Here is a 22,157-nt window from a genome sequence, read left to right on the forward strand (position 1 = left end):
TTCATCCAGCCGGCCCAACACCTGCCACGGCGCTTCTGGTTTTTCTGGCTGAGGTGCCAGTCAATCGATGATTTGACAGCGATGCTCCTCCGTCCGCGATCCTGTTTCGCTAGCCCTAGATTTCAATCAGCAAGTTCGGATCGAACCCTGTGGATTCTCCGGGATAACCACGTGGATTGCAAACGATCCGAGTGAATCCGAGCATGTAGTCCAATTTTTGGTGCACATGACCATGGACCCACAAGTCGGGCTCGGCCTCCCTGATGAAGGCATCGCAATCCGAGGCGTAGCACGGCGCTAGTGGGTCATCTCGGAACCATCGAGAAATCGACCTCGATGAGGGCGCGTGATGGGTGACGACAACCTTTTTCCTGACGTCGGCCCGACCGAGACTTTCCGTCAGGAACGCCATTGAAGCGCCGTGTTTCCGGAATGCATGGATGGGCTTGAGTTTTCTGAAGGGCTGTTTGGACAGATTGATGCGTCGATAGTCGTTCATTCCCTGTTGGGCGGACCACATAGACGTTTCGGGATTGCTATCGAATAGCCGGAAGTCGGTCCAAAGGGTCGCGCCGGCGAAAAGAACGTCGTCAATGACTGCATCGCGGTCGTCGAGGAAGTGGATGCTCGGATAGCGATCGCGCAACGCATTCGCCGCGGCTAGGCTGTCCACAAGGAAACTGCGGTAGAACTCGTGATTTCCAGCGACGAAGATCAATGGCACTTCCGGACCAAAGCTTTTCGCAAGCCACTCAATGCTGGGCACAACGCCTCTGTCGAGGACGTCGCCCGCGCAGACAATGACGTCGATGTCATTTGGCGGAGTCGCGGGGAACGGCCTACCCAACTCGAGATGGATGTCTGAGAAAACCCAGATTTTCATCGAAATAGCACAGACTGAGCAGCGGGCAACGGAAAGACTATTGAGGTCATCTATGTCTCCGGGAGTGACGGTTGGTTATGCCGACGGCGTGCGATCTGTCCGCACCTCACCAAATTTATTCATTCAGAAATGGAGCGTGCGGCAGATATCGGGCTGCAAAATGCCGACGCATGCTGATCGACAGGGCATCGTATTCGATCAGGAGCGTCCTCACCGACTCCTCGGCCGAAAGCCATCCGCAGTCCAGACGCCATCGACGATGGAAAATCCGATCAAGACTGTGACTGCTCCAAAACCTGAGAGACTTGAGCGCGTCTTCTCGGGTCTTGGTTTTCGGCGCGATCTGGAGCCACTCCACGATACACTCTTCGGTTATCACCGCCGTCTTCTCGATCTTCTCCGCAATATCGTTGGGGACGGTTGCTAGGGCCGCATCCCGAGCCCGTATGAACCGGCGGTCTCTCGTGAAATCGACGCCCCACTCCGACGGGTTGTCACGCCAGAATATTGTTTCGGCGCGCTCCGTCCATCGAGCACCAAGAACAAGGTCGAGGCTTTCGAACACCCGGAACGCCTCTGGGGCCAGATACGCAGGACCGCTACCATGATCCGGCCGAATGTTCGGACGTCGAAGTCCCGTTGGACTAGGTCGGTCGCGCGCGCCTGTGAAATGTCGATACTCCAGCATGTTGACTTGCGCAGCCAAGCAGACGACCGCCGTCGCGACATCGTCCCAGCGAGGAAGGATGGTAGGTTGCGCAGGCTCCGGATTAACTTTTATGCCACCGCTGCCATCAAGAACTGCTTGACCGAGTGCGACTAATGCCTGGCAAGCAGATTGAAGAGCGTCGATATAGAGATGGTCCCAGTGATTAGCGGCCAAGTCCGGTAGGGCCGCCCATAGAAATTCGACCACTGGATCGAACCACTTGGGGGGCAGCATGGGCTGAGTCCCGACGCCGCGATCATGAACCTTTATTCGCCTGCCCAATGGTTCAAATCCGGCCTCATCGAGCATCTCGCCGAGCGAACCCGCATATGGCTTTTTTGACGCCGCCGGCCGGCCAGTTGATGTTGTTCGCTTCGCCATCACGTACCCGTCCTGAGCTGTGGCTTTGCAAGGCTGACAACCGAGCGCCTGTTGCTTTGCAACACCTGGACAACTTCCTGTCCGGTCATGGCCGGATTTGCCATCAATCTATCGACGAGCGCGTCCAGCGCGGGGCGCTGCCTTTGAATGATGGACCTCGTCCTTGCGAGTTCATTTTCCAGCAAGACGTGGACCTGTTTTCGGAGCTCTGGATTGTATAGGCGCATCCTTGCGAACTCTTCCGGACCGGGAACCTCCACCGCGAGCGTGTGGCCCATACCGGTCGTACCCTCAATCATCGTCGCAAGATCGGTCGCGCTATTCAGGTCTGCCTCATTTGAACCTGATGCCCCATCAGCGAAGGTCCCGAAGACTTCCATTTCCGCTGAGATGCCCGCCAAGAAGATGGCTACCGTGTCCAGGTAAGTTGTTTTGGTTCTCGCCTGCACCTCCGAAAGCGCGGTCTCGACGGTGCCAAGCACCCGTCTATCGCCGCTAACTCGCCATTTCGACATCGTGATTCCTGAGACCTCACGCCCGATTTCAAGACCGACGAGGGCATGGCCGGCCTCATGGACCGCGATCACTCTGAGATAGTCTTCAGGAAGCTTCTCAAGGGTTGGGAGCTGATCGATAATATGGATCGCGCTGAAGTAATCAGCTTGCCGGCGGGCCGTCCGCCTTGCATCCCTGACGAGCCGCTCGATGTCTGCACCCGAGAACCCTTCGGTGGAGAATTCGAATACTTCCGCATCGGCGGCCGACAGCTCGATTCCAGAGTGGAATTTCAGGATGCCGCGGCGCGAGGGGCCGTCGGGAAGTGTCAGCTCCAGATGCCGGTCAAGCCTCCCTGCTCGCAGGAGGGCGGCATCGACGAGCCGAGGATGGTTGCATGCGGCAACAACAACTACGCCGTCTCGACGTTCAAAGCCATCGAGCTGCTCAAGTGCACCAGTAATCACGCCGTTGTGGTAGCCCGCGTTCCGGTCAGAGTTCGTACGTTTTCCCAAGGTGTCGAATTCATCGATGAACAAGATAGATGGTGCCTTGTCGCGCGCTAGTTTGAAGGAAGCGCGCATGGCTTTAAGGTGCGCGTCCAGAGCACCGGCCTCCTGCCATTTAGAAACCGAGCCATAGATGATCGGCACTTTGCACGAGTTGGCGAGTGCACTCGCGAACAGCGTTTTCCCAATGCCTGGAGGCCCGGAAAGCAAGACGCCGGCATCGACTTCGTTCCAGCCGATAAGCCCGGATTTGTAATCTGCGAGGTCTTTCGCGAGATTGAGTCCCCATTCCACCGCAGGACCCAGGCCATGCATGTGTTCTAGTGTCGGAAAATCATCGTGTAGGACTTTGGCAGACTCGACGTCCTTGAGCCTAGCTGTCTCGCGCCGAAGGCGTTCCAAACCTTGGACCGGACCACGCCGGTCCTGAAAGGCGGAATGCAGCCTTGACCACGGTGCCGAAATCAACAGCTCGACGAGTTCATCATCGACCGGAATTCCGGCCCGCCGAAGTGCAGCCCTTGCATGCTCTGGAGAACGAGGCTCGATTTCGATCACGGCATCCGAAAACAGCCGCTCGTCGTCGGTAAGCCGGTAACCCGGCGGCGATAAGAATATCGCACGCCCGTTTTTCTCAGCGAGTGACTGGTCGCGAAACGGCGAGCTCGACCATTGGAAGATGTAGGTCTCCCAGTCCGACGATTTCCAAATTTCCCTCGCGAAGACTTGGGCAGCCTGCGAGTAGATCGGTTGGTAGTAATCGTCTTTAAAGATCAGCGTCGCTATGAATTTCCGCTCTATACCATTCCAAGGCCGCAATGCGGCGGCGACGGCGCAATACGCCATGTAGACCGGCACAGTGACGTAGCGCCACTCGCGAGTTCTCGTATTCCAAGGCACGCGTGATCGCTTGCCAGACTCAGGGTTCGGCATGAGACTTCCTAAAATTTGACGAGTTGGGGCCTTTGGTGGCCGAGAAGGGACAGACCGTTAGAAGCCTTACTGCCCGTCACCAGGTTCACGCAGATGCCGATACGAGATGGTCCTCGCGTGTCCGAGTTTCGCATCCCAAGCAGCAGACATCGTTTGTGACGTCGTATCGATTATCGGTCTCGGGTGACCGACCCCGTCAGACATCAAGCAGTGCACCGATCGGTTTGCAACGACCCGGCTCAGGGATGGCGATATTCCAGCGGGAAGATGGCCGATACCTCTCACGTCATCGATCAACCTATGGCCCTTCTCGACAAGTCGCCGATATCCGCCGGCTGTTACCTCGTACACGCCCGAATCACTTGCTGCCAACGTGACCTCCATATTTCGGATGTTTTTTAATCCTATAGGAATCCTTATAGACTCCCATTTGGATATTAAAAGACCCCATACGGTAAATGTTGACAATTTTTCTGCGGAGCGGCTTCTCGGATGAATGAGGTTACCTGCTCCACCGGAAGCACTCAGAATCGCACGTGCTTTAACGGGGTTTTCACAGCAAGAAGCCGCCGATCTATCGGGCGTCACAAGACGGTACATTTCGACAGCCGAAACGTCGGAATCCATGTTCGATCTCAATCTAACGCTTGTCGACTTTTACATTTCCCGTGGCATTGAGTTTCTGGGAGAAGCCAAGATCGGGACCGAGGTCCGCGGTGCCGGCGCAAAATGGATCGCGCCTGATCAGGCAAGCCTTCAGGAGGAGCAATCACAATTCCAGGCCGAAAAGGTTGGGATATCCTTTCCAGCCGCTAGAGCCCTCCTGAACAAGACGCAAAAAGTCATCGCAGACGAGACCGGGTTGTCCGTTGCAACCGTGAAGGCTCTGGAGCGTGGTGACCATTGGGCTGAATCGTCAGAGACGTTGCAGGGCTACTACGAACGGAACCACGTCGAGTTCCTCGGGTGGAGCGACGCGGCGACAAAACGCTTCTATGGAGTGGGCGTTCGTTGGATAAAAACCAAACGCGCGGCTCCTGCCTGATCCCACACCTATCAGTCGTCTCGTCGTTCGAGCAATCTAGCCCTCGCCCGAACTCCCGCGGCTGCCGCAGCACGACAACTCTCTACGTTTGTCCATTCAGGTTATGTCGCGGTTGCGCTCACAGTGACCAAGCTAAAGCCGAAGCGTCTCGCAAGCGAGACGATAATGACGGGCCTATGGGCCCGGCTTTTGTTTTGTATACGGGCCGAACGGACCGCCAGATGTTGGGGTCGCTGGTCCGAACGGCTCGTATACCAAGACGGAATCCGCCTAGTCGGCGGATGACTCTTAGTAGGGGCTCAGATCGGTATGGACTGGTATGCCCCAAAAAGAGCACCAGATTCCTAATCTGGGGGTCACGCGTTCGAATCGCGTCGGGATCACCATAAATTTCAATTATTTACGACCACACAATCCATTTCGCATCTTGCATTCGTGTTGCAAGCGCTTCCCTTCACATCCAGGCATTTCAACGAGGTAGCGGCAAATCCATGCAACATGCTGCGCAACACCTTCACCGCCATCCTAGCTCTGCTCAAGGAGCCCGCCCGCTAGACACCCAGCGAACGTCCATGTGGCCGCCTAACGCTCAGACGCCTCGACTAATGGCCTGGCTATAGTCCTACCGCCTTTCGCAGCGTCTCGTTTATCCGGCTTTGCCAGCCTTCGCCTTTCGCCTTGAAGGCATCGACGACTTCCGGATCAAGCCGAATGCTCACGGCGACCTTAGGGTTATCGGACTTTGGCCGGCCGCCCAAGTTCTTCCTGATGGATTCGGCCAACTCAGGAAGAGCTTCGCTGAAGGGTTTAAGGCCAGCGATCTGCTCCTCGGTCAGTTCTGGGTTGTCAGGGTCGGATGCGATCATCTTCTGGATTTCAGCCTCTTCCTTAGGGGTTAAAGGCCGTTTCGAGGAATACTTGATAGTCATCATGCCTTCCTTTCCTTCGAGCTTGCGGGCCGCATAGAGATTACCGAGATGGCCTCGGAGCCAAGGGGGCGGAAGATCACAGCGATGACCATTGCCCGTTCAACTCTCCGATGGTTCTTTAGCGGTCGCCCTTTGCCGGTCCGACCTTGGAGTCGAGGAAGAACTCACGCGATAGATCAGCGAAGTCCAAGCCATGCTTGGCGATGTTGGTTTGGCGCTTCAGTTCATCCCAAGTGATCTTCATAGATTTTGTATATACGAAAACAATATGTGCCTCACAAGGGGTTTCTGCATATACGGAAACTAGTCATAATAACCGGCTTCATTTCGGCTGACATCGATTTCTCTTCCGATCGCCTTGCGCCTTCAAGGATCCCTTGGCTGTGAACATCCCCATTCAGGATGCATTGTGCCGCCTTCCGTCGGTGCCACGCCAGCCTTTGAATAAACCGTCGCATGCAGTGGCACGCCCCTTGCACTGTTAACAATATGCCATCCCATCGGGAGTATTGTGTAATGGAATGGGACACTTCGATCGAATTCGATCCAGTCATTCTTCTCTTTGAGGACCCCGACAGATTTTTCTCCGTCAGGACGGCCGTGGGGGCCGCCAACGCGCTCATGTACGAGTTCCCGTGCGACGACGGTAAGGAGTTCCTTGCTGCTATTGAAATCTGTCTGGACGTCGTGAAGGGCAACGCTGAACCTGAGCAACTGAGGGCGGCGATTATTCGCGCCGCGGATGAAGCTGGCGTAACGGCCATCTCCGTTCTTCATTGAGCTAGCAGAGCATCTCGCAGCGGCCGCTTGCTTCAAGTCGTCTGCTTCCCCGCATGCGGCGGGAGGAATGGAATGACCGATCTCGTCTTAAGATGGGCAGCAGGGCGCCTGACCTCCCGTATTGGCTCATGACACCTGACGATAGGCTCGTCGTCCGCGCCCAACGCGTCGTGCCCCCAATCCCAGCAGCACCGTCACGCCCCACCCACCGGCAAAACCAATCGCGCCCCAGACAAGACCGGCGAAACTGACAGGAACACCAGGCACGAAATCCCGCCAGGTATTGGCAAAAACGACGTCATCGGCATTGCCCAGCAACAGCACGAAGGGCTTGGCGACCGGGGCGGCGGTGCCGAGTTTCAGTTGCTGCGACAGCAGCGTTTCGTAGCGCGAGATCGTGCTCTGCATCGAGACGCCGCGGTCGCGCAGGAAATCGTCGGAGGATTGGGCATAGGCGGTAAGCGCCTGCTGGCGATCGAGATGATGGTCGGCCGCTTGCCGGTTGAAATCCTCGACGATGACACGCAATTCGTCGACCGCTCCGCCGATCCGCTGGCGGTATTGCTGGGCAAATTCCGGCGCCTGCGAAAACACCGTGCCGCCGGCAAGCCCGGCGACGATGGCGATGATCCTTGCAATCGGTCCCATGAGCGGTGCCTCCGTCTTTCCCCAGCGCTAACGATCCGCGGCCGCAAAGGTTTCTTCGTCGACACAATCGGTAACTCTATGTGATTGAACCGACAGCGCTTCCGGCGAGTTGATCCCAGGACTAACTCAGAACAGGACCAACTCAGAAAGAGAGGCTCGTCATGAAACAGTTCATCCTCGCCTGTACGCTCGCTGCGGCGTCCGTCTTCTCCGCAATGCCGTCAGAGGCGGCAAGTGTCACCATCACCACGGATAATGCACGCCCCTATTACGGCGATTCGGAACGCCCCTATTACCGCCACCGTCCGTATAACCGCCACTATGGGATGTCGCAGCGCGTGTCGCGTGATTGCTTCACCAAAACGGAGAAGATCCGCCGCCATGGCCACACGGTCGTCCAGGAAACCCGGATCTGCCGATGAGGCAACCTGTGCAGGATAGCCCGGCTGATTCAATCGGCCGGGCTTTTACCTGACCTTGCCATGAGGAACTTCGCAAGTTTAGCCGCGTTTATCGCGAAGAAACAGGAGTATTCATCATGCGTATCAAGATGACTCTTTTGGCCATCGGCTATATTGCCATCAGCGCCGTGCTGCTCACCATCGCCTACCATCCGCAGGGGTCGGGCGCCATGCAGAAGACGGATCGTCTGGCCGGCTCGTCCTTCCTCGTCGAACGCTTCGCTGGTTGATCAACGGGCAGCCTCATAGGCGACGATATCGATATATTCGTGATCGGCAGCCCCGGAGCGGCCGCAGTCTGATTAATGCGTGCCGTCGAGCGACGATCCGCCGAGCAGGATGCGATTCTGCACCGAATGCACACCCTCGACGGCCTTGGCGACCGCAGTCGCCCGTTCGATCTCACCGACCGTGCCGACGGTGCCCGTCAGAACCACCTGATCTTCGTCCATCGTCACCTCGACATCCGCCGCATCGATACCGCCGGCGATCGCCAGCGCATTGGCGACAGCCGACTCGAGCAACGCGCGGTTGGCGATTTCCGTTTCTATTTCCGGTTCGAGCCCGTGAAATGTCTGTTCCTTGAAAACCATGATCCGTTTCTCCGTGAATCTGCCGAGGAAACGCCGACCGGTGCGGTTTGGTTCAACGCTACCACTGCACGCGATAGCGGAGGTTGACGCTGCCGGCCTCATCCGGTGAAAACGGATTGTTCACCGAGGCATCGAGGTTGAGGTTCGGCAGGATGGCCTGGTTGACCCCCACCGTCGTCGAGAAGTCGCCGCCGACATTGCTGACGCCTGTGCCCGCCGACAGCGAGGTTCCCGTCCAGGGATAGATCAGCTTCAGCGCCTGCGACGCCGTCACCGAGGCCTGCCTGGTATCGACCGCGTCAAATTGGACACTGATGGACCGGCTCGATTGCATGTCGAGTGAATCGGACAGGATCCAGCTGCGTGAACGGCTGAGGGTCAGCGCGCCGCTGCCGCGCAGCGTATCGACACTGACTTTCGCGCCCCGCTGCGATTGGCCTGCCGGCGTGACACTCGTCCTGACGATCCGGCCCCAGAGCATGGCCTGACCGGAATCGGGCAGCAAGGCTCCGCCTTTGGTCGTGGCGAGCCCGATATCGGCGCCGGCGCTGGTTTCCCATTCCGCGGGCAGGCGAAAACCCATCGTCGCCTTGTAGGACCGGTCGGAAAGTTTTGCCGGCGACCAGATCAGCAGATCATCCGCCCTCGCAGCAGCAGTGAGTGACGGCAGGATCGACAAAAGAATGCAGGCTATTTTGAATATCGTCATGACATAAGAACGTGTTTTGATGTGACGTGGCTGCAGCAGCCAAAACCGAAGCGGCCGCGCACATAAAGCGCTCGTAGCGAACGCGATGAGGAATAACGGCCAAGCCGCTCATCCCGGTTTCATCCTCGATTTAATGTTTGCCGGAAGGCCGGCGGCACCGAGTGCCTGGGCGCCGCAGCACCCCGAATTGCCCATGCGGCCATCACCGACCGCCCGCGAAGCTCGATTCCTCGAGCAATGTCATAAGGGTCACATCCGCCGGCTGTTCTGTAAACCCCTCAGCGGTAGAAATCTGCTGCACCGCACACTTGCCGCCCCTTGCAAAGCCTAGTAGAGCCTGAGCCTACGAGAGAAATTTTTCGCGAAATTGCATATGATGACCGGCAAAACCGCGCCGCGGCGCCTTAGCATCTTCGGCTCGACCGGTTCGATCGGCCGGAACACGCTCAATGTCGTCGATCATCTGGGTGGGCGGGAGAACTTCGAAATTTCCGTGCTGACCGGCAACGGCAACGTCGAATTGCTGGCCCGGCAGGCCAAATTATCAGGCGCGCGGCTGGCGGTGACGGCAAATGACCGGCATTACCAATCACTGAAGACCGAACTTTCCGGCAGCGGCATCGCGGTTGCCTCGGGAAAATCCGGCCTGATGGAAGCGGCCGAACGCGAAGCCGACTGGGTGATGGCGGCAATCGTCGGCACCGCGGGCCTGGCGCCAACACTTGCAGCTGCGCGCCGCGGCGCCGATATCGCCCTTGCCAACAAGGAATGCCTGGTCTCGGCCGGCGATCTCTTCATCGCAGCCGTCCGCCAAGGCGGCGGCCGGCTGCTCCCCGTCGACAGCGAGCACAATGCGATTTTCCAGGTGCTGGAAGAGAACCAGCGCCACGCCATCGAGCGCGTCATCCTCACGGCATCAGGCGGCCCCTTCCGCACCGCCTCGCTCAAAGAGATGGCGGATGTGACGGTGGAAACCGCGCGCGCCCACCCCAACTGGTCGATGGGATTGAAAATCTCGATCGACAGCGCCTCGATGTTCAACAAGGCGCTGGAAATGATCGAAGCCCGGCATCTGTTCGGCCTGACGCCCGAACAGATCGAAGTCATCTTCCATCCGCAATCGATCATCCATTCCATGGTCGGCTATACCGACGGGTCGGTGCTGGCCCAGCTCGGCGCGCCCGACATGCGCACGGCCATCGGCTATGCCCTGTCCTTTCCGCGCCGGCCGAACCTGCCGATCGAGCGGCTGGATTTCGCCAAGCTCGCCAGGCTGGATTTCGAGGCGCCGGACGAGGTGCGGTTTCCCGCGCTGCGGCTGGCGCGCCTGGCGATGACGCGCGGCGGCGTTCAGGGCGCCGTGTTGAACGGCGCCAAGGAAGTGGCGCTCGAAGCCTTCATCGAAGGGCGGCTGCCCTTCCTCGCCATGGCCGAAATCACCGAGAGGGTCATGGACTATCTGGCCGGCCTGCCGCCGGCAGCCGATATGGACGATGTCTTCGCCGCTGACAGGCAGGCGCGGCAAAGGGCCGGTGATCTGATGAAGCTCGCCGTCGCCGGGTGAAGGTGGCGCCGACCGCCTGTCATCACCAGCGCGCGCTTATCGCAGCCGGTTGCCACCCTCATCGAACAATCGGCAATCCGATGGTTCGAACAGCAGGCTGACCTCTTTGCCCGCCGCGATGCTGATCGGTGACCGATGCTCGACGGTGAGCGACTGGCCATCGGCAAGCTGGCAATAAAGATACTGCGTTCCCCCGAGATACTCCGAAAAATCGACCCTGGCCGTCAGGCTGCCCGACGGCACGGATGCCACCTTCAGATGCTCCGGCCGCAGACCGAGCGTCACCGCGGCGCCCACCGGCCTGTCTGCCGGCGGCAGGCCGCTTTCGATGCGTCGGCCGGCGACCTCCACCAGGGCGCCCTCACCCCAACGGGCATTCAACAGGTTCATCCTCGGCGAGCCGATGAAACCCGCCACAAAGGTATTGGCGGGATCCTCGTAGATCTGCCGCGGCGTTCCGGCCTGTTCGACCCGGCCGTCGCGCAGCACGACGATCTTGTCGGCGAGCGTCATCGCCTCCGTCTGGTCGTGGGTGACATAGATCATCGTGTTGCCGAGCTCGCGGTGAAGGCGGGCGATCTCGATGCGCATCGACACGCGCAGTTCCGCATCGAGATTGGACAGCGGTTCGTCGAACAGGAAGACATCGGGCTTGCGCACGATCGCCCGGCCGATCGCCACACGCTGCCGCTGGCCGCCGGAAAGCTGGCCCGGCCGGCGGTCGAGAAGATGGTCGATCTTCAGGATGGCGGACGCGGCCTTCACCCGCGTCTCTATCTCGGCGGCATTGGTGCGCGCCATCTTCAGCCCGAAGGCCAGGTTGTCGCGCACGCTCATATGCGGATAGAGCGCGTAGGACTGGAAGACCATGGCGATGCCGCGTTCGGACGGATCGAGATCGGTGACCATCCGTCCCTTGATCTCGACCTCGCCGTCGGTCACGTCCTCAAGGCCGGCGATCATGCGAAGAAGCGTCGATTTTCCGCAGCCGGACGGGCCGACGAAGACGACGAATTCACCCTCCTCGATCGTCAGGTCGATGCCGTGGACCACCTGCAGATTGCCATAGCTTTTTCGCACGTCCTGGAGCACGACGCTCTTGTTAGCCATACCGTTCGTCATCCCCAAACGACCTACTTGTCCGACTGGACCCAGACGAGCATCTCCCCGGGCGCGCGGTTGTCCCAGAGATGATAGGGCACGAAACGCGCCGTAGCGACCTGCCGTTCGGCCGGAGCCTTGCGGTAGAGCGGCGTTCCCCAATTCGACGTCTCCTCGCGCTCGACCTTGAGATCGAGGGCGACCGCATCGTTGAGATCCTTCAGCACGACGGTTTCGGCGGCCGGCAGCTCGCGCGGCAGGACGATGGCGTTGAGATCGTCGCCATTGTCGGTCGTCTCGACGCAATAGACGAGCGGGCCGCGCATCAAGGCGACGCGGCCGGCATCCTGGCGCACTTTCGGATTGGCATATTGCGGGCGGAGCGCCAGCGGCAGGTAGAAGGCGACACGATCGCCGCTGACCCATTCGCGATCGATCCTGGCATATCCGTCGCGGATATTGGCATCGAGATCGAGCATCTCGCCATTGACGCTGAGGGTAGCACCCTCCGCCCAATCGGGAATGCGCAGCGACAGCGCGAATGTCGCCGGCTTCTCCAGCCTGGTGGTAAAGGCGATCGCACCGTCCCACGGATAATTGGTCACCTGCTCGAGTTCCACCACAGCGCCGTTGGCAAGCTTCAGCCGCGCGGTGCTCTCGCCATAGAGATGCACAGCGATTTCGTCATCGGCAACGGCATACATGTAGGAGCCGATCGAGGTTACCAGCCGGGCGATGTTCGGCGGGCAGCAGGGGCAATGATGCCATTTCCAGCGGTGGTGCTTGCCGGCGCTTTCGAGCGGATTGTCGTAGAAGAAAGTCTTGCCGTCTGTGGAAAGACCGGGCAGCGCGCCGTTATAAAGCGCCTGCTCCATGATATCGGCGTAGCGCCGGTCTGGACCGCGGCCGAGCATGCGGCTTGCCCAGAACACCAGGCCGACCGAGGCACAGGTCTCGGCATAGGCGGTGGCGTTCGGCAGATCGTAATAGTCGGTGAAACCTTCGTTGGACGCCGCCGGCCCGATGCCGCCGGTGATGTACATCTGCTTGGTGGTTAGATCGTCCCAGAGGGTTTCCAGCGCCGCCGTCAGGCTGTCGTCCTTATATTCGGTGGCGATGTCGGCCATGCCGGAATAGAGGTACATGGCGCGCACCGCGTGGCCGACGACCTTTGTCTGCGCGCGCACCGGCTGGTGCGCCTGGCCATATTCATAGGTCTTCTGATGGAAGTCGGCGGCGCTCCGGCCGTCGCGAGCGGCCTCGGCCGTGAAAAAGTGCGGCTCGGAGCCGCGTTCGTCGATGAAGTATTTCGACAGGTCGAGATATTTCTGCTCGCCCGTGACACGGGCGAGCTTGACCAGCGCCAGTTCGATTTCCTCATGGCCGCAATAACCGGGGATCTGGCCTTCGCCATGGCCGAAGATCTTGATCATGTAATCGGCAAAGCGGCACATGATGTCGAGCAGTTTGCGCTTGCCGGTCGCCTGATAATAGGCGACCGCGGCCTCCATCAGATGGCCGGCGCAATAGAGCTCGTGATGGTCGCGCAGGTTGGTCCAGCGGCGGGCGGGCTCGACGCGCTGGAACCAGGCGTTCAGATAGCCGTCCTTGTCCTGCAGTCTCTCATACATGTCGATGATTTCGTCGGCGCGCGCCTCCAGCTTCGGATTCGGCCGGCGATAGAGCGAATAGGCGATGGTCTCGATCGACTTGCCGAGGTCGGAATCCCAGAACATCTGCGTCGTCCCGCCCCAGGGCTGAATGGGAATGACGACACCGGGGCTCGGCTGGTTGACGTCGATCGCCTTCAGCATGCCGGCCTCGACGCAGCGGTCGAGCAGGGTTTCGGCAGTGGAATTGCAGATGGCGTCCTGCCATTTGCCCCAGAAGCCGCCGAGCTCGACATCGGGAACGGCGACGGGACGAAACTGGCGGTCATTGGCTGATTTGGTCATGGGCTCGACTTTCTCTAGGATCATTTCACCGCGCCGGCCATCAGCCCGCGCATGTAGTAGCGTTGCAGGAGCAGGAAGACGATCAGGCAGGGGATCGTCATGACGACGACACCGGCCTGCACCGCTCCCCAGTTGATGGCGCCGAGCCGTCCGGCGCGAACCGCCGTCATCAGCACCGGCAAAGTGTATTTCTCGTTGCTGGAAAGCAGCACGAGGGCGGCCAGAAACTCGTTCCAGGCATTGAGGAAGGCAAAGATCGCCACCGTCGCGACGCCGGGAAGCACCAGCGGCAACAGAACCCGGACCAAGAGCCTGAGGTCGCGCGCGCCGTCGATGCGCGCGGCCTCTTCGATCTCCTTCGGCACCGCATCGAAGGCGTTGCGCATCATGAAGACCGAGAAGGGCAATTGCAGCGTTACATAGACGAGCGTCAGCCCGAGCAGCGAGTTGTTGAGGCCGAGCTTTGCCAGGATGATGAAGAGCGGCGTCAGGATCGACTGGAACGGGATCATCAGCGTCGCGATGATCAGCACGAAGAGCGCATTCTTCATCGGGAAGCGATACCGCGAGAAACCGTAGCCGGCGAGCAGGCTGACGGCGACGGTCAGCACCACGGTGGCGATCGAAACGAACAGCGAATTGATCATGTGCCGCCAGATGCCGGCGCCGAACGTATCGAGCAGCGCATAGGCATCGAAGCTGACGCCTGAGGTCGGCCATGGCGGCAGAGGCGGCAGGCTGGCCTCGGCGCCCGGCCGGAAGGAGGCGAGCAGCGTAATCACGAAGGGCGCGAGAAAGAAGATCGAGATGACGATGCCGGTGAGATGATAGGCCGATTTCGTCCGGATCGCCTTGCGGGCGCGACGTTCCCTTGAGGTGCTCATGGACGCTCCTCCCCGACGCGCAGCAGCCAGAGCTGCACGATGCTGATGGCCATCAGGATGGCGAGAAGCACAATCGAGAGTGCCGCGCCGTAACCGAGATTGAACGACACGAAGGACTGGTTGAAGATGTAGTAGACCACCGAGATCATCTTGTTCTGCGGTCCGCCCGCCGTCATGATGTAGAACTGGTCGAAGGCGAGGATCGAACCGGTGACGGAGACGATCAGCGCCAGTGCGATCGTCTTGCGCATCAGCGGCAGCGTCAGATGCCGGAAACGCTGCCAGCGGCCGGCGCCGTCGATGCGGGCCGCCTCCGTCAGCTCAGATGGAATGGCCTGCAGCCCGGTCAGCAGAATGATCATGGTGAAGCCTGCGATCTTCCAGACGACCATCACCACGACGGTCAGGAAGGCGGTGTCGAAGGTCGCAAGCAGATTGGGGCTCTTTTCCAGGAGACCGAGCGCTTTCAAGGCCGGACCGATGAAGCCGCTATCGACATTGGCAAGCCAGACCCAGAGCAGCGAGGCGGTGGCAAGGCCGACGACGACGGGCAGGAAGATGATCGTGCGATAGGCGCTGACGAACTGCCGTTCCTTTTCGACGAAAATGGCCAGCGGAAAGGCGACGGCGAAGATCGCGATGGTGACGATCACGGTGTAATAGGCGGTAAAATTCAGCGCCGTCATGAAACGGGTGTCGTTGATCATGCGGTAATAGTTGTTGAAGCCGATCCAGCGCGACGCGCCCATCAGCGGCCAGTTGTGCAGGCTCATCCATCCCGTGAAGACAACCGGCATGATGAAGAAGACGATGACCAGCGCCATGGCAGGCGCGATATAGGCAAGGCCGCGCCAGTTCGATCTGCGCCGTCGCCTGCGCCGAGGCAATAGTGTCTCTGAACCGGAACCGGTCATCAAACGCTCCGCATCTGTCAATTGAAATTGGCCGGGAAGCTGCCACCGCTCCCCGGCCGCGGCCGAGGGAGAGTTATTGGCCGCTATCGATGATCGATTGCATTTCCGATTGGGCGCTCGAAAACGCACCGTCGACGTCGTCGCCGAAGATCGCGGCGTTGGTGAAACTTGCCCACGGGCCGTTGGCGCTGTTGATCAGGTCGTTGAACTGCAGCGTATAGGGCGTCTTGGCGACGGCAATCGCCTTGAGGCCGACCTGCATGCGCGGATCGAGACCCTCCAGCACCTTGTCGGCGATATCGCCGCGCGTCGGCAGGCTGCCATATTTAGCCATGATCTTCTGGCCGTCCATCGAATAGATATATTCGAGGAATTCCTTCACCACGTCGATCTTCTTGGTGCCTTTGGTGACGACGAAGTTGTCGCCGCCGGCAAAGGACGACGGCTTGCCGTCGACGCCGGGAATGAGGGTCACGCCGAAGTTGATGTCGGGATGCTGGGTCACCAGCGTGCCGATGGCAAAGGCGCCGAGGCTTTGCTGACCGATCTTGCCGTTGGTGAAGGTCAAGAAGTTCGCGCCGTTGTCGCTGGCGGCACCCGCCGGCACCAGGTCCTTCTTGACCATGTTGCGGTAGATGTCGACGGCCTTGCGCATCTGAGGCGTATCGAGGGTCGCCGTCTTGCTGTCGGCCGACAGAATGTCGGTGCCCGCACCCCAGACGAGCGGCGTAAAGGTGAAGATCATGCAGCCGCCGCAGCCGCCGCCGGAGAAATAGAAGCCGTAGGTATCGTCACCGAGTGCCCGGATCTTCTCCGCATTGGCGGTGATTTCGTCCCAGCTTGCCGGCGCCTTTTCCGGGTCGAGACCGGCCTTCTTGTAGAGATCCTTGTTCCAGGCGAAGACCGATGTTTCCACAGAGAGCGGCAGGCCGTAAATCTTGTCCTGATAGGTGCCGAGGCGGACATGCGACGGGGACAGCGCGTTGAAATAGGGCAGCGATTTTGCCCAGTCCGTCAGGTCTTCCAGCTGGCCGGCCGCGGCAAAGGCAGGATTGTAGATGAGATCCATCGACAGGGCGTCGGGCGCCTGTCCGCCGGCAATTGCCGTCGCATATTTCTGCACCAGCTCGGAGAACGGCACCTCGGTCACCACGACCTTGTTGTCGTGGCTGGAATTATAGGCCTCGACCACCTTCTTGAAGGAGTCGCCGATCCCCGTGCGAACCCACATTTCGACATTCTCGGCGGCTGACGCGGCCGAAAACAGGCACAAGGTAGCGATGCTGGTCGCCGCCAATAGACGCTTGATCATGACACTCCTCCCGATATGGCGCATCTCCCTGCGCCTTTGCTCATTCCCTTACGCTCATTCCCCGGGGGCTTTCCCCCCGCATGACTGCCGGACGATCAGCCGGCACGGCAATTTCCGCACACCCGGCTCGACAGGCCGTCCTTCCGCGAGCGCCAGCACCGTCAATCCGGCCTGCCGCCCGAGCTCCTTCAGCTCCATATCCACCGTCGTCAGCGGCGGCCGCGTCTGCGCCGCGACAATCTCCCAATTGTCGAAGCCGATGACCGAAACATCGCGCGGCACATTGACGCCGCGCTCGCGCAACGCATCCACCGCGCCGCGGGCGATCTGGTCATTGCCGCAGAAGAGCGCATCCGGTTTTTCTCCCGGCCTCTTCCAAAGCTGTTCGACCGCCTCATGACCCCAGCTTTCCGACCAGACGCCGTAGAGCACCGGTTCGCGGTGACCTGCGACCTCGTGATAGGCGCCGGCCCGTTCGCGCACCGAAAAGAATTCCTCCGGCCCGGTGATATGCGCGATCCGCCGTCGCCCGGCCTTGACGAGCCATTCCACCGCCAGCCTAGCACCCTGTTCGTCGTCCGAACGGAAGGTAACGCTGTTCCGCGTCCCCTCCGTGAAGGCGTAGACGACGGGCACAAGCAAATTCGACAGATCGACGGGCAGACGTCTGTCCAGGCGTTTTCCCGTCGCGATGATGCCGTCGACCTGCTTGTCCAGCATCGCATCGACATGGATCTGGGCTAGCGCCGGATCGTCTTCGATGGCGCAGAGGAAAACCGAAACCCCATGATCGACGAGAGCGTCCGAAATTCCCGCCATGACAGGCAGCGTGAAACGGCCGTAGGTGTCGTTGGTCAGCAGCCCGATGGTGAAGCTGCGCTTGCTGAGAAGACCTCTCGCCAGCGCATTCGGCCGATACCCGATTTCGCCGGCGATCCGCTTCACCCGCTCGCGCGTTTCCGCTCCCATCCGGCCGGTATCGTTGAGAGCCTTCGACGCCGTCGAAATGCTCACCCCGGCAGCCGACGCCACCTCATGGATGGTGATCCTGCCTCTTTTTCCTCCCGATATGTTCAGACCTTCCTCCTTCTGAAGTGGCATGAGAAAAGCTTTTACCAACATCGATGTCAAGTGAGAAAAGGTTTTCTCATGCAATTCGAGCGATGGATCGAGGCGCGGGCTGCAGCAAGGAAGGTGTAGAAAGAAAGATCGATCCGCGTCAGTCAAGCCGGCTGGCGAGATGCCCGGCCGCGGAGACCGGCGCGGTTTCTCAAAACGGCAGCGCCGGATGCTCTTGTCCGGGTAAAGCGGATGTGCGGTGGGATCTTGGCGCGCAAATCGAACGCCATCAGGGCCTCTGGTGGAGGCCCTGAATGACGGTTCAAACCCAAGCGATCATGAAAATATCAGGCGACGTGCCTTGCCAATGCGCAGCGCGACCAGAGCGAATGCAGCGCCTCGACCAGATGGGCGATATCGGCATCGGAATGCAGCGGCGTCGGCGTGATTCGCAGGCGCTCGGTCTTCTTCGGTACGGTCGGATAGTTGATCGGCTGGACATAGACGCCGCAATTGTCGAGCAGCAGGTCGGAGATCCACTTGCACTTGGCCGCATCGCCGACCAGCACCGGCACGATATGGCTCGGATTGGGCATATGCGGAATGCCATTCTGGTCGAGCAGCGCCCTCAGTTTGCGGACCCGGTCCTGATGGCGGGCGCGCTCGAACTGGCTGACCTTCAGGTGCTGGATCGAGGCGACGGCGCCGGCGGCCAATGCCGGCGGCAGCGCCGTGGTGAAGATGAAGCCGGAGGCAAACGACCGGATGAAATCGCAAAGGGCGGCCGATGCGGCGATATAACCGCCCATCACCCCGAAAGCCTTGCCGAGCGTGCCCTCGATCACCGTCAGCCGGTCCATCAGCCCCTCGCGCTCGGCAATGCCGCCGCCGCGCGGGCCGTACATGCCGACGCCATGGACTTCGTCGAGATAGGTCATCGCCCCGTATTTGTCGGCGAGATCGCAAATCTCCTTGATCGGGGCGATATCGCCGTCCATCGAATAGACGCTCTCGAAGGCAATCAGCTTCGGCGCCTTCGGATCGGCGGCCTTGAGCTTGGCTTCGAGATCGGCCAGGTCGTTGTGCTTCCAGATCACCTTGTCGCACTTGGCATAACGGATGCCCTCGATCATCGAGGCATGGTTGAGCGCGTCGGAGAAGATGACGAGACCGGGGATTTTGGCGCCGAGCGTACCGAGGGCCGCCCAGTTCGATACATAGCCCGACGTGAAGATCAGCGCTGATTCCTTGCCGTGCAGATCGGCCAGCTCACGCTCGAGCATGACGTGATAGTGGTTGGTGCCAGAAATATTCCGGGTGCCTCCCGCACCCGCACCACAGTGGTCGATGGCGTTCTTCATCGCCTCGATCACCTTCGGATGCTGGCCCATGCCGAGATAGTCGTTGGAGCACCAGACCGTGACTTCCTTTTGGCCATCGGCCGTATGGCGCGTCGCGCGCGGAAAGTTGCCGCGGTGACGTTCGAGATCGGCAAAAACGCGGTAACGGCCCTCGGCATGAAGCCCGTCCAGCTCGTTTTTGAAAAACGCTTCGAAATCCATCATATGCTCCAGTATCGCGCGGCCGTTCTTGCCGACCGGACGTCCGCGCGTCAATGCTTACCCTTTGCTTTACCATCAACTGCGGCAAAAGGACCAGTTTTTTGAATGATTCCAGATAAAAAATCTGCCCGCCGCAATCGATGAAATTGATGCGCCAGATCCGACGGAATTGGCCAATCGCGTGAGGCACGGCGACGGCCGGTATCGCAAAAAAATCGGCGTACCGGTGGACAACCCTTTCTTCCGACATAGTTTTCGGTCTAGCCTGACAAAAAATAAAGGGACGGCCTTTGCCCGCTGGGCAACAACCTCGGAGAGAAAAGATGAAGAAAGTTGTCATACTCGCATTGATCGGCCTGTCGATCGCAAGCTGCACGCCGACCCAGCAGGGCGCCGGTATCGGCGCTGCATCGGGCGCCGTCATCGGCGGCGCGGTCACCGGCAACGTTCGTGGCGCGGCGGTCGGCGCCGCTATTGGCGGCGTGTCCGGCGCCCTGATCGGCAGCGTCGCCGAACAGCCCGGCCAGTGCTACTATCGCGACCGCTACGGCCGCCGCTACATCGATACTTGCCCGCGCTGAGAGCGCCAGGCAATCGGCAAACTCAGTAAATCCCGGACACAGGTCCGGGATTTTTTGTGCTAAATTAGCGCGTTGGCAATTTAAAATGGTACACCCCGCGCGATTTTGCCGCTAAGCTGTTCACGGCTGGGCAACGAAGCTTCATTGTAGGCATAACCAAAAGCGGCGGATGCGGATCAGAGGGACAGGCCCGAAAACAGGTATTGCGTATCGGCGAACAGGCACCATGATGGTGGTCGCAGCGGCAGCTGCGTTCTCACCGGTCCTGATCGGCGACGCTTACGCCTTCAAGCTTTTTGGCATCACCATTTTCGGCAAGGAGGAGGAGGAAGGTCAACAGGTGCCCGATCCGGTGCGCTACCATGTCGACCTCAAAGCCGATACCGCCGATCCCGACCTCAAAGAAGCCCTGGAAAACAGTTCCCGTCTCCTCGGTGACCAGAAACTGCCGGTGTCCGGCGATCTCGGCATCGTCGTCAAGGCGCGCGACGACCGTGAGCGGCTGATCGCCACTCTGTATGAAAAGGCCCGTTATGGCGGCGTGGTGACGATCACCATCGACGGCAGGAATATCGACGACCTGCCGCCCAATCCGACATTCGACCGGTCCGGTCCGATCCCCGTCACCGTCAACATTGCTCCCGGCCCGGTTTTCAAGGTCAGGGAGGTCCAGTTCGGCGGCGATGCCGCAAACCACAATCCTGCCGATTACGATCTTGCCCCGGGCGCGCAGGCCGGCTCGCTTGCCATCATCAAGGCCGGCGACAAGATCGTCGAACAGCTGAAGAGCGAGGGCCGGCCCTTTGCGAAGCTGACCGAACGCAAGGTCGTCGCCGATCACAACAGCGATACCGTCGATATCGTCCTTGCTGCCGAAGGTGGCCCGGTCGCCCCGATCGGCGATGTCGGCGTCACCGGTGAAAAGACCGTCAAGCCGGCTTTCATCCAGCGTTATTCCCGGCTGAACAAGGGCGAAGCCTATTCCCCGGAAGCGCTGAAGAAAGCCGGCGAGCGGCTTCGCGCCCTCGGCGTCTTTTCGAGCGTCACCATTCACGAAGGCGATGCGCTGGCGCCGGACGGTACCCTGCCGATGACGATCGAGGTTTCCGAAGGCAAGCGGCGCTATTTCGGCGTTGGCGCGCAATATTCCACCACCGACGGCTTCGGCGTTCAGGGCTATTGGGGCCACCGCAACCTGTTTGGCGAAGCCGAAACGCTGCGGATCGAGGGATCGGTCTCGCGGCTTGGCGAAACCACGGATGTCGGCAGTCTCGACTATTCCGCCGGCATCCTTTTCACCAAGCCCGGTGCCTTCTTCCCCGCCGCCACCCTGAAGGCCGGCATCGTCGCCAAGACCGAAAATCCGGATGCCTATAATGCGACGCTCGTCACCGCCTCGCTCGGCCTTTCCTACGAATTGACCGACCGGGACACGGTCTCGGCGAGCGGCGAGGTCAGCTGGGAGCGCGATGATGACGCCTTCGGCGAGAACGACTATCTGACCTTCACCTTGCCGATCCAATATGATCGCGACGCACGCGACGACAAGTTCAACCCCACGGAGGGTTATCGCGCGACATTCTCGGCAAAGCCTGGCTACGAAATCTTCAATGCCACGCCCTATGCGGCATTCGAGGGCTCGATCTCCGGCTATCTGCCGTTCGGCCAGGAAGACGGCGTGGTGCTGGCCGGCAAGGTTGCCGCTGGCGTCCTGATCGGCGGCGACAGCATTGGGGATATTCCCGCCACGCAGCGCTTCTTTGCCGGCGGCGGCGGCTCCGTGCGCGGATACAGCTATCAGGAAATCTCGCCCTATAACGACAATGACGATGCCACCGGCGGCCGCTCCTATGTGACCGGCTCGCTGGAGGCCCGCATCAAGATCACCGATACGATCGGCGTCGTGCCCTTCATCGATGTCGGCACCGTCTCGGACAGCACCTTTCCGGGTTTTTCCGATATCCGCGCCGGCGCCGGTGCGGGAATACGATATGCGACGCCTTTCGGCCCGCTGCGGCTTGATTTTGCCATGCCGCTGAACAAGTACGAAGGTGGCACAGATTACGGAATCTATGCGGGCATCGGTCAATCCTTCTAGAATTGCCGTTTAGCTGCGTTTTTCGATCTGTGGCCGTCATGAAAACGGGGTA

At 60.0% G+C, this 22,157-nt stretch carries 21 protein-coding genes, 1 tRNA gene and 1 pseudogene; 8 read left to right on the plus strand and 15 right to left on the minus strand.

Annotated elements, in window-relative coordinates; all coding sequences use genetic code 11:
* Nucleotides 1-115 precede the first annotated feature (115 nt).
* The 3 genes from QMO82_RS21175 to QMO82_RS21185 all read right to left on the minus strand — a co-directional run bounded on the left by QMO82_RS21175 (nt 116) and on the right by QMO82_RS21185 (nt 3,910).
* The gene (locus tag QMO82_RS21175) at nt 116-883 is read right to left on the minus strand and encodes a metallophosphoesterase (protein ID WP_283196543.1); all 768 of its coding nucleotides are present in this window, start codon (nt 881-883) and stop codon (nt 116-118) included.
* Nucleotides 884-998: 115 nt separating this feature from the next.
* Nucleotides 999-1,973: a hypothetical protein gene (locus QMO82_RS21180; protein WP_283196544.1), complete on the minus strand. Its 975-nt coding sequence runs from the start codon at nt 1,971-1,973 to the stop codon at nt 999-1,001.
* Nucleotides 1,973-3,910, minus strand: a complete 1,938-nt coding sequence (locus tag QMO82_RS21185) for an AAA family ATPase (protein WP_283196545.1) — start codon at nt 3,908-3,910, stop codon at nt 1,973-1,975. Before QMO82_RS21185 ends, QMO82_RS21180 begins: the two co-directional genes overlap by 1 nt.
* A gap of 625 nt (nt 3,911-4,535) precedes the next feature.
* On the opposite strand from QMO82_RS21185, the gene QMO82_RS21190 reads away from it, so the two are divergent.
* Together QMO82_RS21190 and QMO82_RS21195 are read left to right on the plus strand one after the other, a co-directional pair.
* A complete protein-coding gene (locus tag QMO82_RS21190; RefSeq protein WP_283196546.1) occupies nt 4,536-4,955 on the plus strand; it encodes a hypothetical protein in 420 nt (139 codons plus the stop codon).
* Between the two features lie 294 nt (nt 4,956-5,249).
* Nucleotides 5,250-5,341 (plus strand) — tRNA-Arg (locus QMO82_RS21195).
* 228 nt (nt 5,342-5,569) lie between these two features.
* Here QMO82_RS21195 and QMO82_RS21200 read toward each other — a convergent pair.
* Nucleotides 5,570-5,884 carry a BrnA antitoxin family protein gene (locus tag QMO82_RS21200; protein ID WP_183608746.1) on the minus strand — a complete coding sequence of 105 codons (315 nt, stop codon included), beginning with the start codon at nt 5,882-5,884 and terminating at the stop codon, nt 5,570-5,572.
* Nucleotides 5,884-6,128 (minus strand): annotated as a pseudogene (locus tag QMO82_RS21205) (BrnT family toxin). The gene QMO82_RS21200 and the pseudogene QMO82_RS21205 overlap by 1 nt, the downstream one beginning before the upstream one ends.
* Before the next feature lie 272 nt (nt 6,129-6,400).
* Between QMO82_RS21205 and QMO82_RS21210 the strand changes: the two are divergent.
* Nucleotides 6,401-6,664, plus strand: a complete 264-nt coding sequence (locus QMO82_RS21210; protein ID WP_183608686.1) for a DUF982 domain-containing protein — start codon at nt 6,401-6,403, stop codon at nt 6,662-6,664.
* A 126-nt stretch (nt 6,665-6,790) separates the two neighbouring features.
* Here QMO82_RS21210 and QMO82_RS21215 read toward each other — a convergent pair whose 3' ends face one another.
* Nucleotides 6,791-7,312, minus strand: a complete 522-nt coding sequence (locus QMO82_RS21215; RefSeq protein WP_183608685.1) for a DUF2937 family protein — start codon at nt 7,310-7,312, stop codon at nt 6,791-6,793.
* 161 nt (nt 7,313-7,473) lie between these two features.
* Here QMO82_RS21215 and QMO82_RS21220 point away from each other — a divergent pair, with 161 nt between their 5' ends.
* Nucleotides 7,474-7,734 carry a hypothetical protein gene (locus QMO82_RS21220; RefSeq protein ID WP_183608684.1) on the plus strand — a complete coding sequence of 87 codons (261 nt, stop codon included), beginning with the start codon at nt 7,474-7,476 and terminating at the stop codon, nt 7,732-7,734.
* A 116-nt stretch (nt 7,735-7,850) separates the two neighbouring features.
* A complete protein-coding gene (locus QMO82_RS21225; RefSeq protein ID WP_183608683.1) occupies nt 7,851-8,003 on the plus strand; it encodes a hypothetical protein in 153 nt (50 codons plus the stop codon).
* Nucleotides 8,004-8,075: 72 nt separating this feature from the next.
* On the opposite strand, the gene QMO82_RS21230 is transcribed toward QMO82_RS21225, so the two are convergent.
* On the minus strand, nt 8,076-8,366 hold the full coding sequence (locus tag QMO82_RS21230) for a BON domain-containing protein (protein ID WP_183608682.1): 291 nt from the start codon (nt 8,364-8,366) through the stop codon (nt 8,076-8,078).
* A 58-nt stretch (nt 8,367-8,424) separates the two neighbouring features.
* Complete coding sequence (locus QMO82_RS21235; RefSeq protein WP_183608681.1) at nt 8,425-9,075, minus strand: hypothetical protein; 651 nt, start codon at nt 9,073-9,075, stop codon at nt 8,425-8,427.
* Between the two features lie 373 nt (nt 9,076-9,448).
* On the opposite strand from QMO82_RS21235, the gene dxr reads away from it, so the two are divergent.
* Nucleotides 9,449-10,639, plus strand: coding sequence for a 1-deoxy-D-xylulose-5-phosphate reductoisomerase (gene dxr / locus QMO82_RS21240; RefSeq protein WP_183608680.1), 1,191 nt, complete (start codon nt 9,449-9,451; stop codon nt 10,637-10,639).
* Between the two features lie 36 nt (nt 10,640-10,675).
* Here dxr and QMO82_RS21245 read toward each other — a convergent pair whose 3' ends face one another.
* From QMO82_RS21245 to hemA, 7 genes are all read right to left on the minus strand, one after another.
* A complete protein-coding gene (locus QMO82_RS21245; RefSeq protein ID WP_183608679.1) occupies nt 10,676-11,749 on the minus strand; it encodes an ABC transporter ATP-binding protein in 1,074 nt (357 codons plus the stop codon).
* A 23-nt stretch (nt 11,750-11,772) separates the two neighbouring features.
* On the minus strand, nt 11,773-13,695 hold the full coding sequence (locus QMO82_RS21250; RefSeq protein WP_183608678.1) for a glycoside hydrolase family 127 protein: 1,923 nt from the start codon (nt 13,693-13,695) through the stop codon (nt 11,773-11,775).
* 20 nt (nt 13,696-13,715) lie between these two features.
* Complete coding sequence (locus QMO82_RS21255) at nt 13,716-14,579, minus strand: carbohydrate ABC transporter permease (protein ID WP_183608677.1); 864 nt, start codon at nt 14,577-14,579, stop codon at nt 13,716-13,718.
* Nucleotides 14,576-15,493, minus strand: coding sequence for a carbohydrate ABC transporter permease (locus QMO82_RS21260; protein WP_097618038.1), 918 nt, complete (start codon nt 15,491-15,493; stop codon nt 14,576-14,578). The genes QMO82_RS21255 and QMO82_RS21260 overlap by 4 nt, the downstream gene beginning before the upstream one ends.
* Before the next feature lie 73 nt (nt 15,494-15,566).
* Nucleotides 15,567-16,805, minus strand: a complete 1,239-nt coding sequence (locus tag QMO82_RS21265; RefSeq protein ID WP_183608676.1) for a sugar ABC transporter substrate-binding protein — start codon at nt 16,803-16,805, stop codon at nt 15,567-15,569.
* Between the two features lie 54 nt (nt 16,806-16,859).
* Nucleotides 16,860-17,837 (minus strand): LacI family DNA-binding transcriptional regulator, encoded by a 978-nt coding sequence (locus QMO82_RS21270; protein WP_183608745.1) that lies wholly within the window; start codon nt 17,835-17,837, stop codon nt 16,860-16,862.
* Nucleotides 17,838-18,211: 374 nt separating this feature from the next.
* The gene (gene hemA / locus QMO82_RS21275) at nt 18,212-19,426 is read right to left on the minus strand and encodes a 5-aminolevulinate synthase (protein ID WP_183608744.1); all 1,215 of its coding nucleotides are present in this window, start codon (nt 19,424-19,426) and stop codon (nt 18,212-18,214) included.
* A 323-nt stretch (nt 19,427-19,749) separates the two neighbouring features.
* Here hemA and QMO82_RS21280 point away from each other — a divergent pair, with 323 nt between their 5' ends.
* Nucleotides 19,750-20,007, plus strand: a complete 258-nt coding sequence (locus tag QMO82_RS21280) for a YMGG-like glycine zipper-containing protein (protein WP_065281468.1) — start codon at nt 19,750-19,752, stop codon at nt 20,005-20,007.
* Nucleotides 20,008-20,176: 169 nt separating this feature from the next.
* Nucleotides 20,177-22,105: an autotransporter assembly complex family protein gene (locus QMO82_RS21285; protein WP_183608675.1), complete on the plus strand. Its 1,929-nt coding sequence runs from the start codon at nt 20,177-20,179 to the stop codon at nt 22,103-22,105.
* The last annotated feature ends 52 nt before the right edge of the window (nt 22,106-22,157 follow it).

Source organism: Rhizobium sp. BT04 (genome assembly GCF_030053135.1).
Lineage (GTDB): Bacteria > Pseudomonadota > Alphaproteobacteria > Rhizobiales > Rhizobiaceae > Rhizobium > Rhizobium binxianense.

What these genes read in the sequence shown, in the direction of transcription:
- QMO82_RS21175 (WP_283196543.1), bottom strand. Translation starts at nt 883, where the DNA reads ATGAAAATCTGGGTTTTCTCAGACATCCATCTCGAGTTGGGTAGGCCG.
- QMO82_RS21180 (WP_283196544.1), bottom strand. Translation starts at nt 1,973, where the DNA reads ATGGCGAAGCGAACAACATCAACTGGCCGGCCGGCGGCGTCAAAAAAG.
- QMO82_RS21185 (WP_283196545.1), bottom strand. Translation starts at nt 3,910, where the DNA reads ATGCCGAACCCTGAGTCTGGCAAGCGATCACGCGTGCCTTGGAATACG.
- QMO82_RS21190 (WP_283196546.1), top strand. Translation starts at nt 4,536, where the DNA reads ATGTTCGATCTCAATCTAACGCTTGTCGACTTTTACATTTCCCGTGGC.
- QMO82_RS21200 (WP_183608746.1), bottom strand. Translation starts at nt 5,884, where the DNA reads ATGACTATCAAGTATTCCTCGAAACGGCCTTTAACCCCTAAGGAAGAG.
- QMO82_RS21210 (WP_183608686.1), top strand. Translation starts at nt 6,401, where the DNA reads ATGGAATGGGACACTTCGATCGAATTCGATCCAGTCATTCTTCTCTTT.
- QMO82_RS21215 (WP_183608685.1), bottom strand. Translation starts at nt 7,312, where the DNA reads ATGGGACCGATTGCAAGGATCATCGCCATCGTCGCCGGGCTTGCCGGC.
- QMO82_RS21220 (WP_183608684.1), top strand. Translation starts at nt 7,474, where the DNA reads ATGAAACAGTTCATCCTCGCCTGTACGCTCGCTGCGGCGTCCGTCTTC.
- QMO82_RS21225 (WP_183608683.1), top strand. Translation starts at nt 7,851, where the DNA reads ATGCGTATCAAGATGACTCTTTTGGCCATCGGCTATATTGCCATCAGC.
- QMO82_RS21230 (WP_183608682.1), bottom strand. Translation starts at nt 8,366, where the DNA reads ATGGTTTTCAAGGAACAGACATTTCACGGGCTCGAACCGGAAATAGAA.
- QMO82_RS21235 (WP_183608681.1), bottom strand. Translation starts at nt 9,075, where the DNA reads ATGACGATATTCAAAATAGCCTGCATTCTTTTGTCGATCCTGCCGTCA.
- dxr (WP_183608680.1), top strand. Translation starts at nt 9,449, where the DNA reads ATGATGACCGGCAAAACCGCGCCGCGGCGCCTTAGCATCTTCGGCTCG.
- QMO82_RS21245 (WP_183608679.1), bottom strand. Translation starts at nt 11,749, where the DNA reads ATGGCTAACAAGAGCGTCGTGCTCCAGGACGTGCGAAAAAGCTATGGC.
- QMO82_RS21250 (WP_183608678.1), bottom strand. Translation starts at nt 13,695, where the DNA reads ATGACCAAATCAGCCAATGACCGCCAGTTTCGTCCCGTCGCCGTTCCC.
- QMO82_RS21255 (WP_183608677.1), bottom strand. Translation starts at nt 14,579, where the DNA reads ATGAGCACCTCAAGGGAACGTCGCGCCCGCAAGGCGATCCGGACGAAA.
- QMO82_RS21260 (WP_097618038.1), bottom strand. Translation starts at nt 15,493, where the DNA reads ATGACCGGTTCCGGTTCAGAGACACTATTGCCTCGGCGCAGGCGACGG.
- QMO82_RS21265 (WP_183608676.1), bottom strand. Translation starts at nt 16,805, where the DNA reads ATGATCAAGCGTCTATTGGCGGCGACCAGCATCGCTACCTTGTGCCTG.
- hemA (WP_183608744.1), bottom strand. Translation starts at nt 19,426, where the DNA reads ATGGATTTCGAAGCGTTTTTCAAAAACGAGCTGGACGGGCTTCATGCC.
- QMO82_RS21280 (WP_065281468.1), top strand. Translation starts at nt 19,750, where the DNA reads ATGAAGAAAGTTGTCATACTCGCATTGATCGGCCTGTCGATCGCAAGC.
- QMO82_RS21285 (WP_183608675.1), top strand. Translation starts at nt 20,177, where the DNA reads ATGCGGATCAGAGGGACAGGCCCGAAAACAGGTATTGCGTATCGGCGA.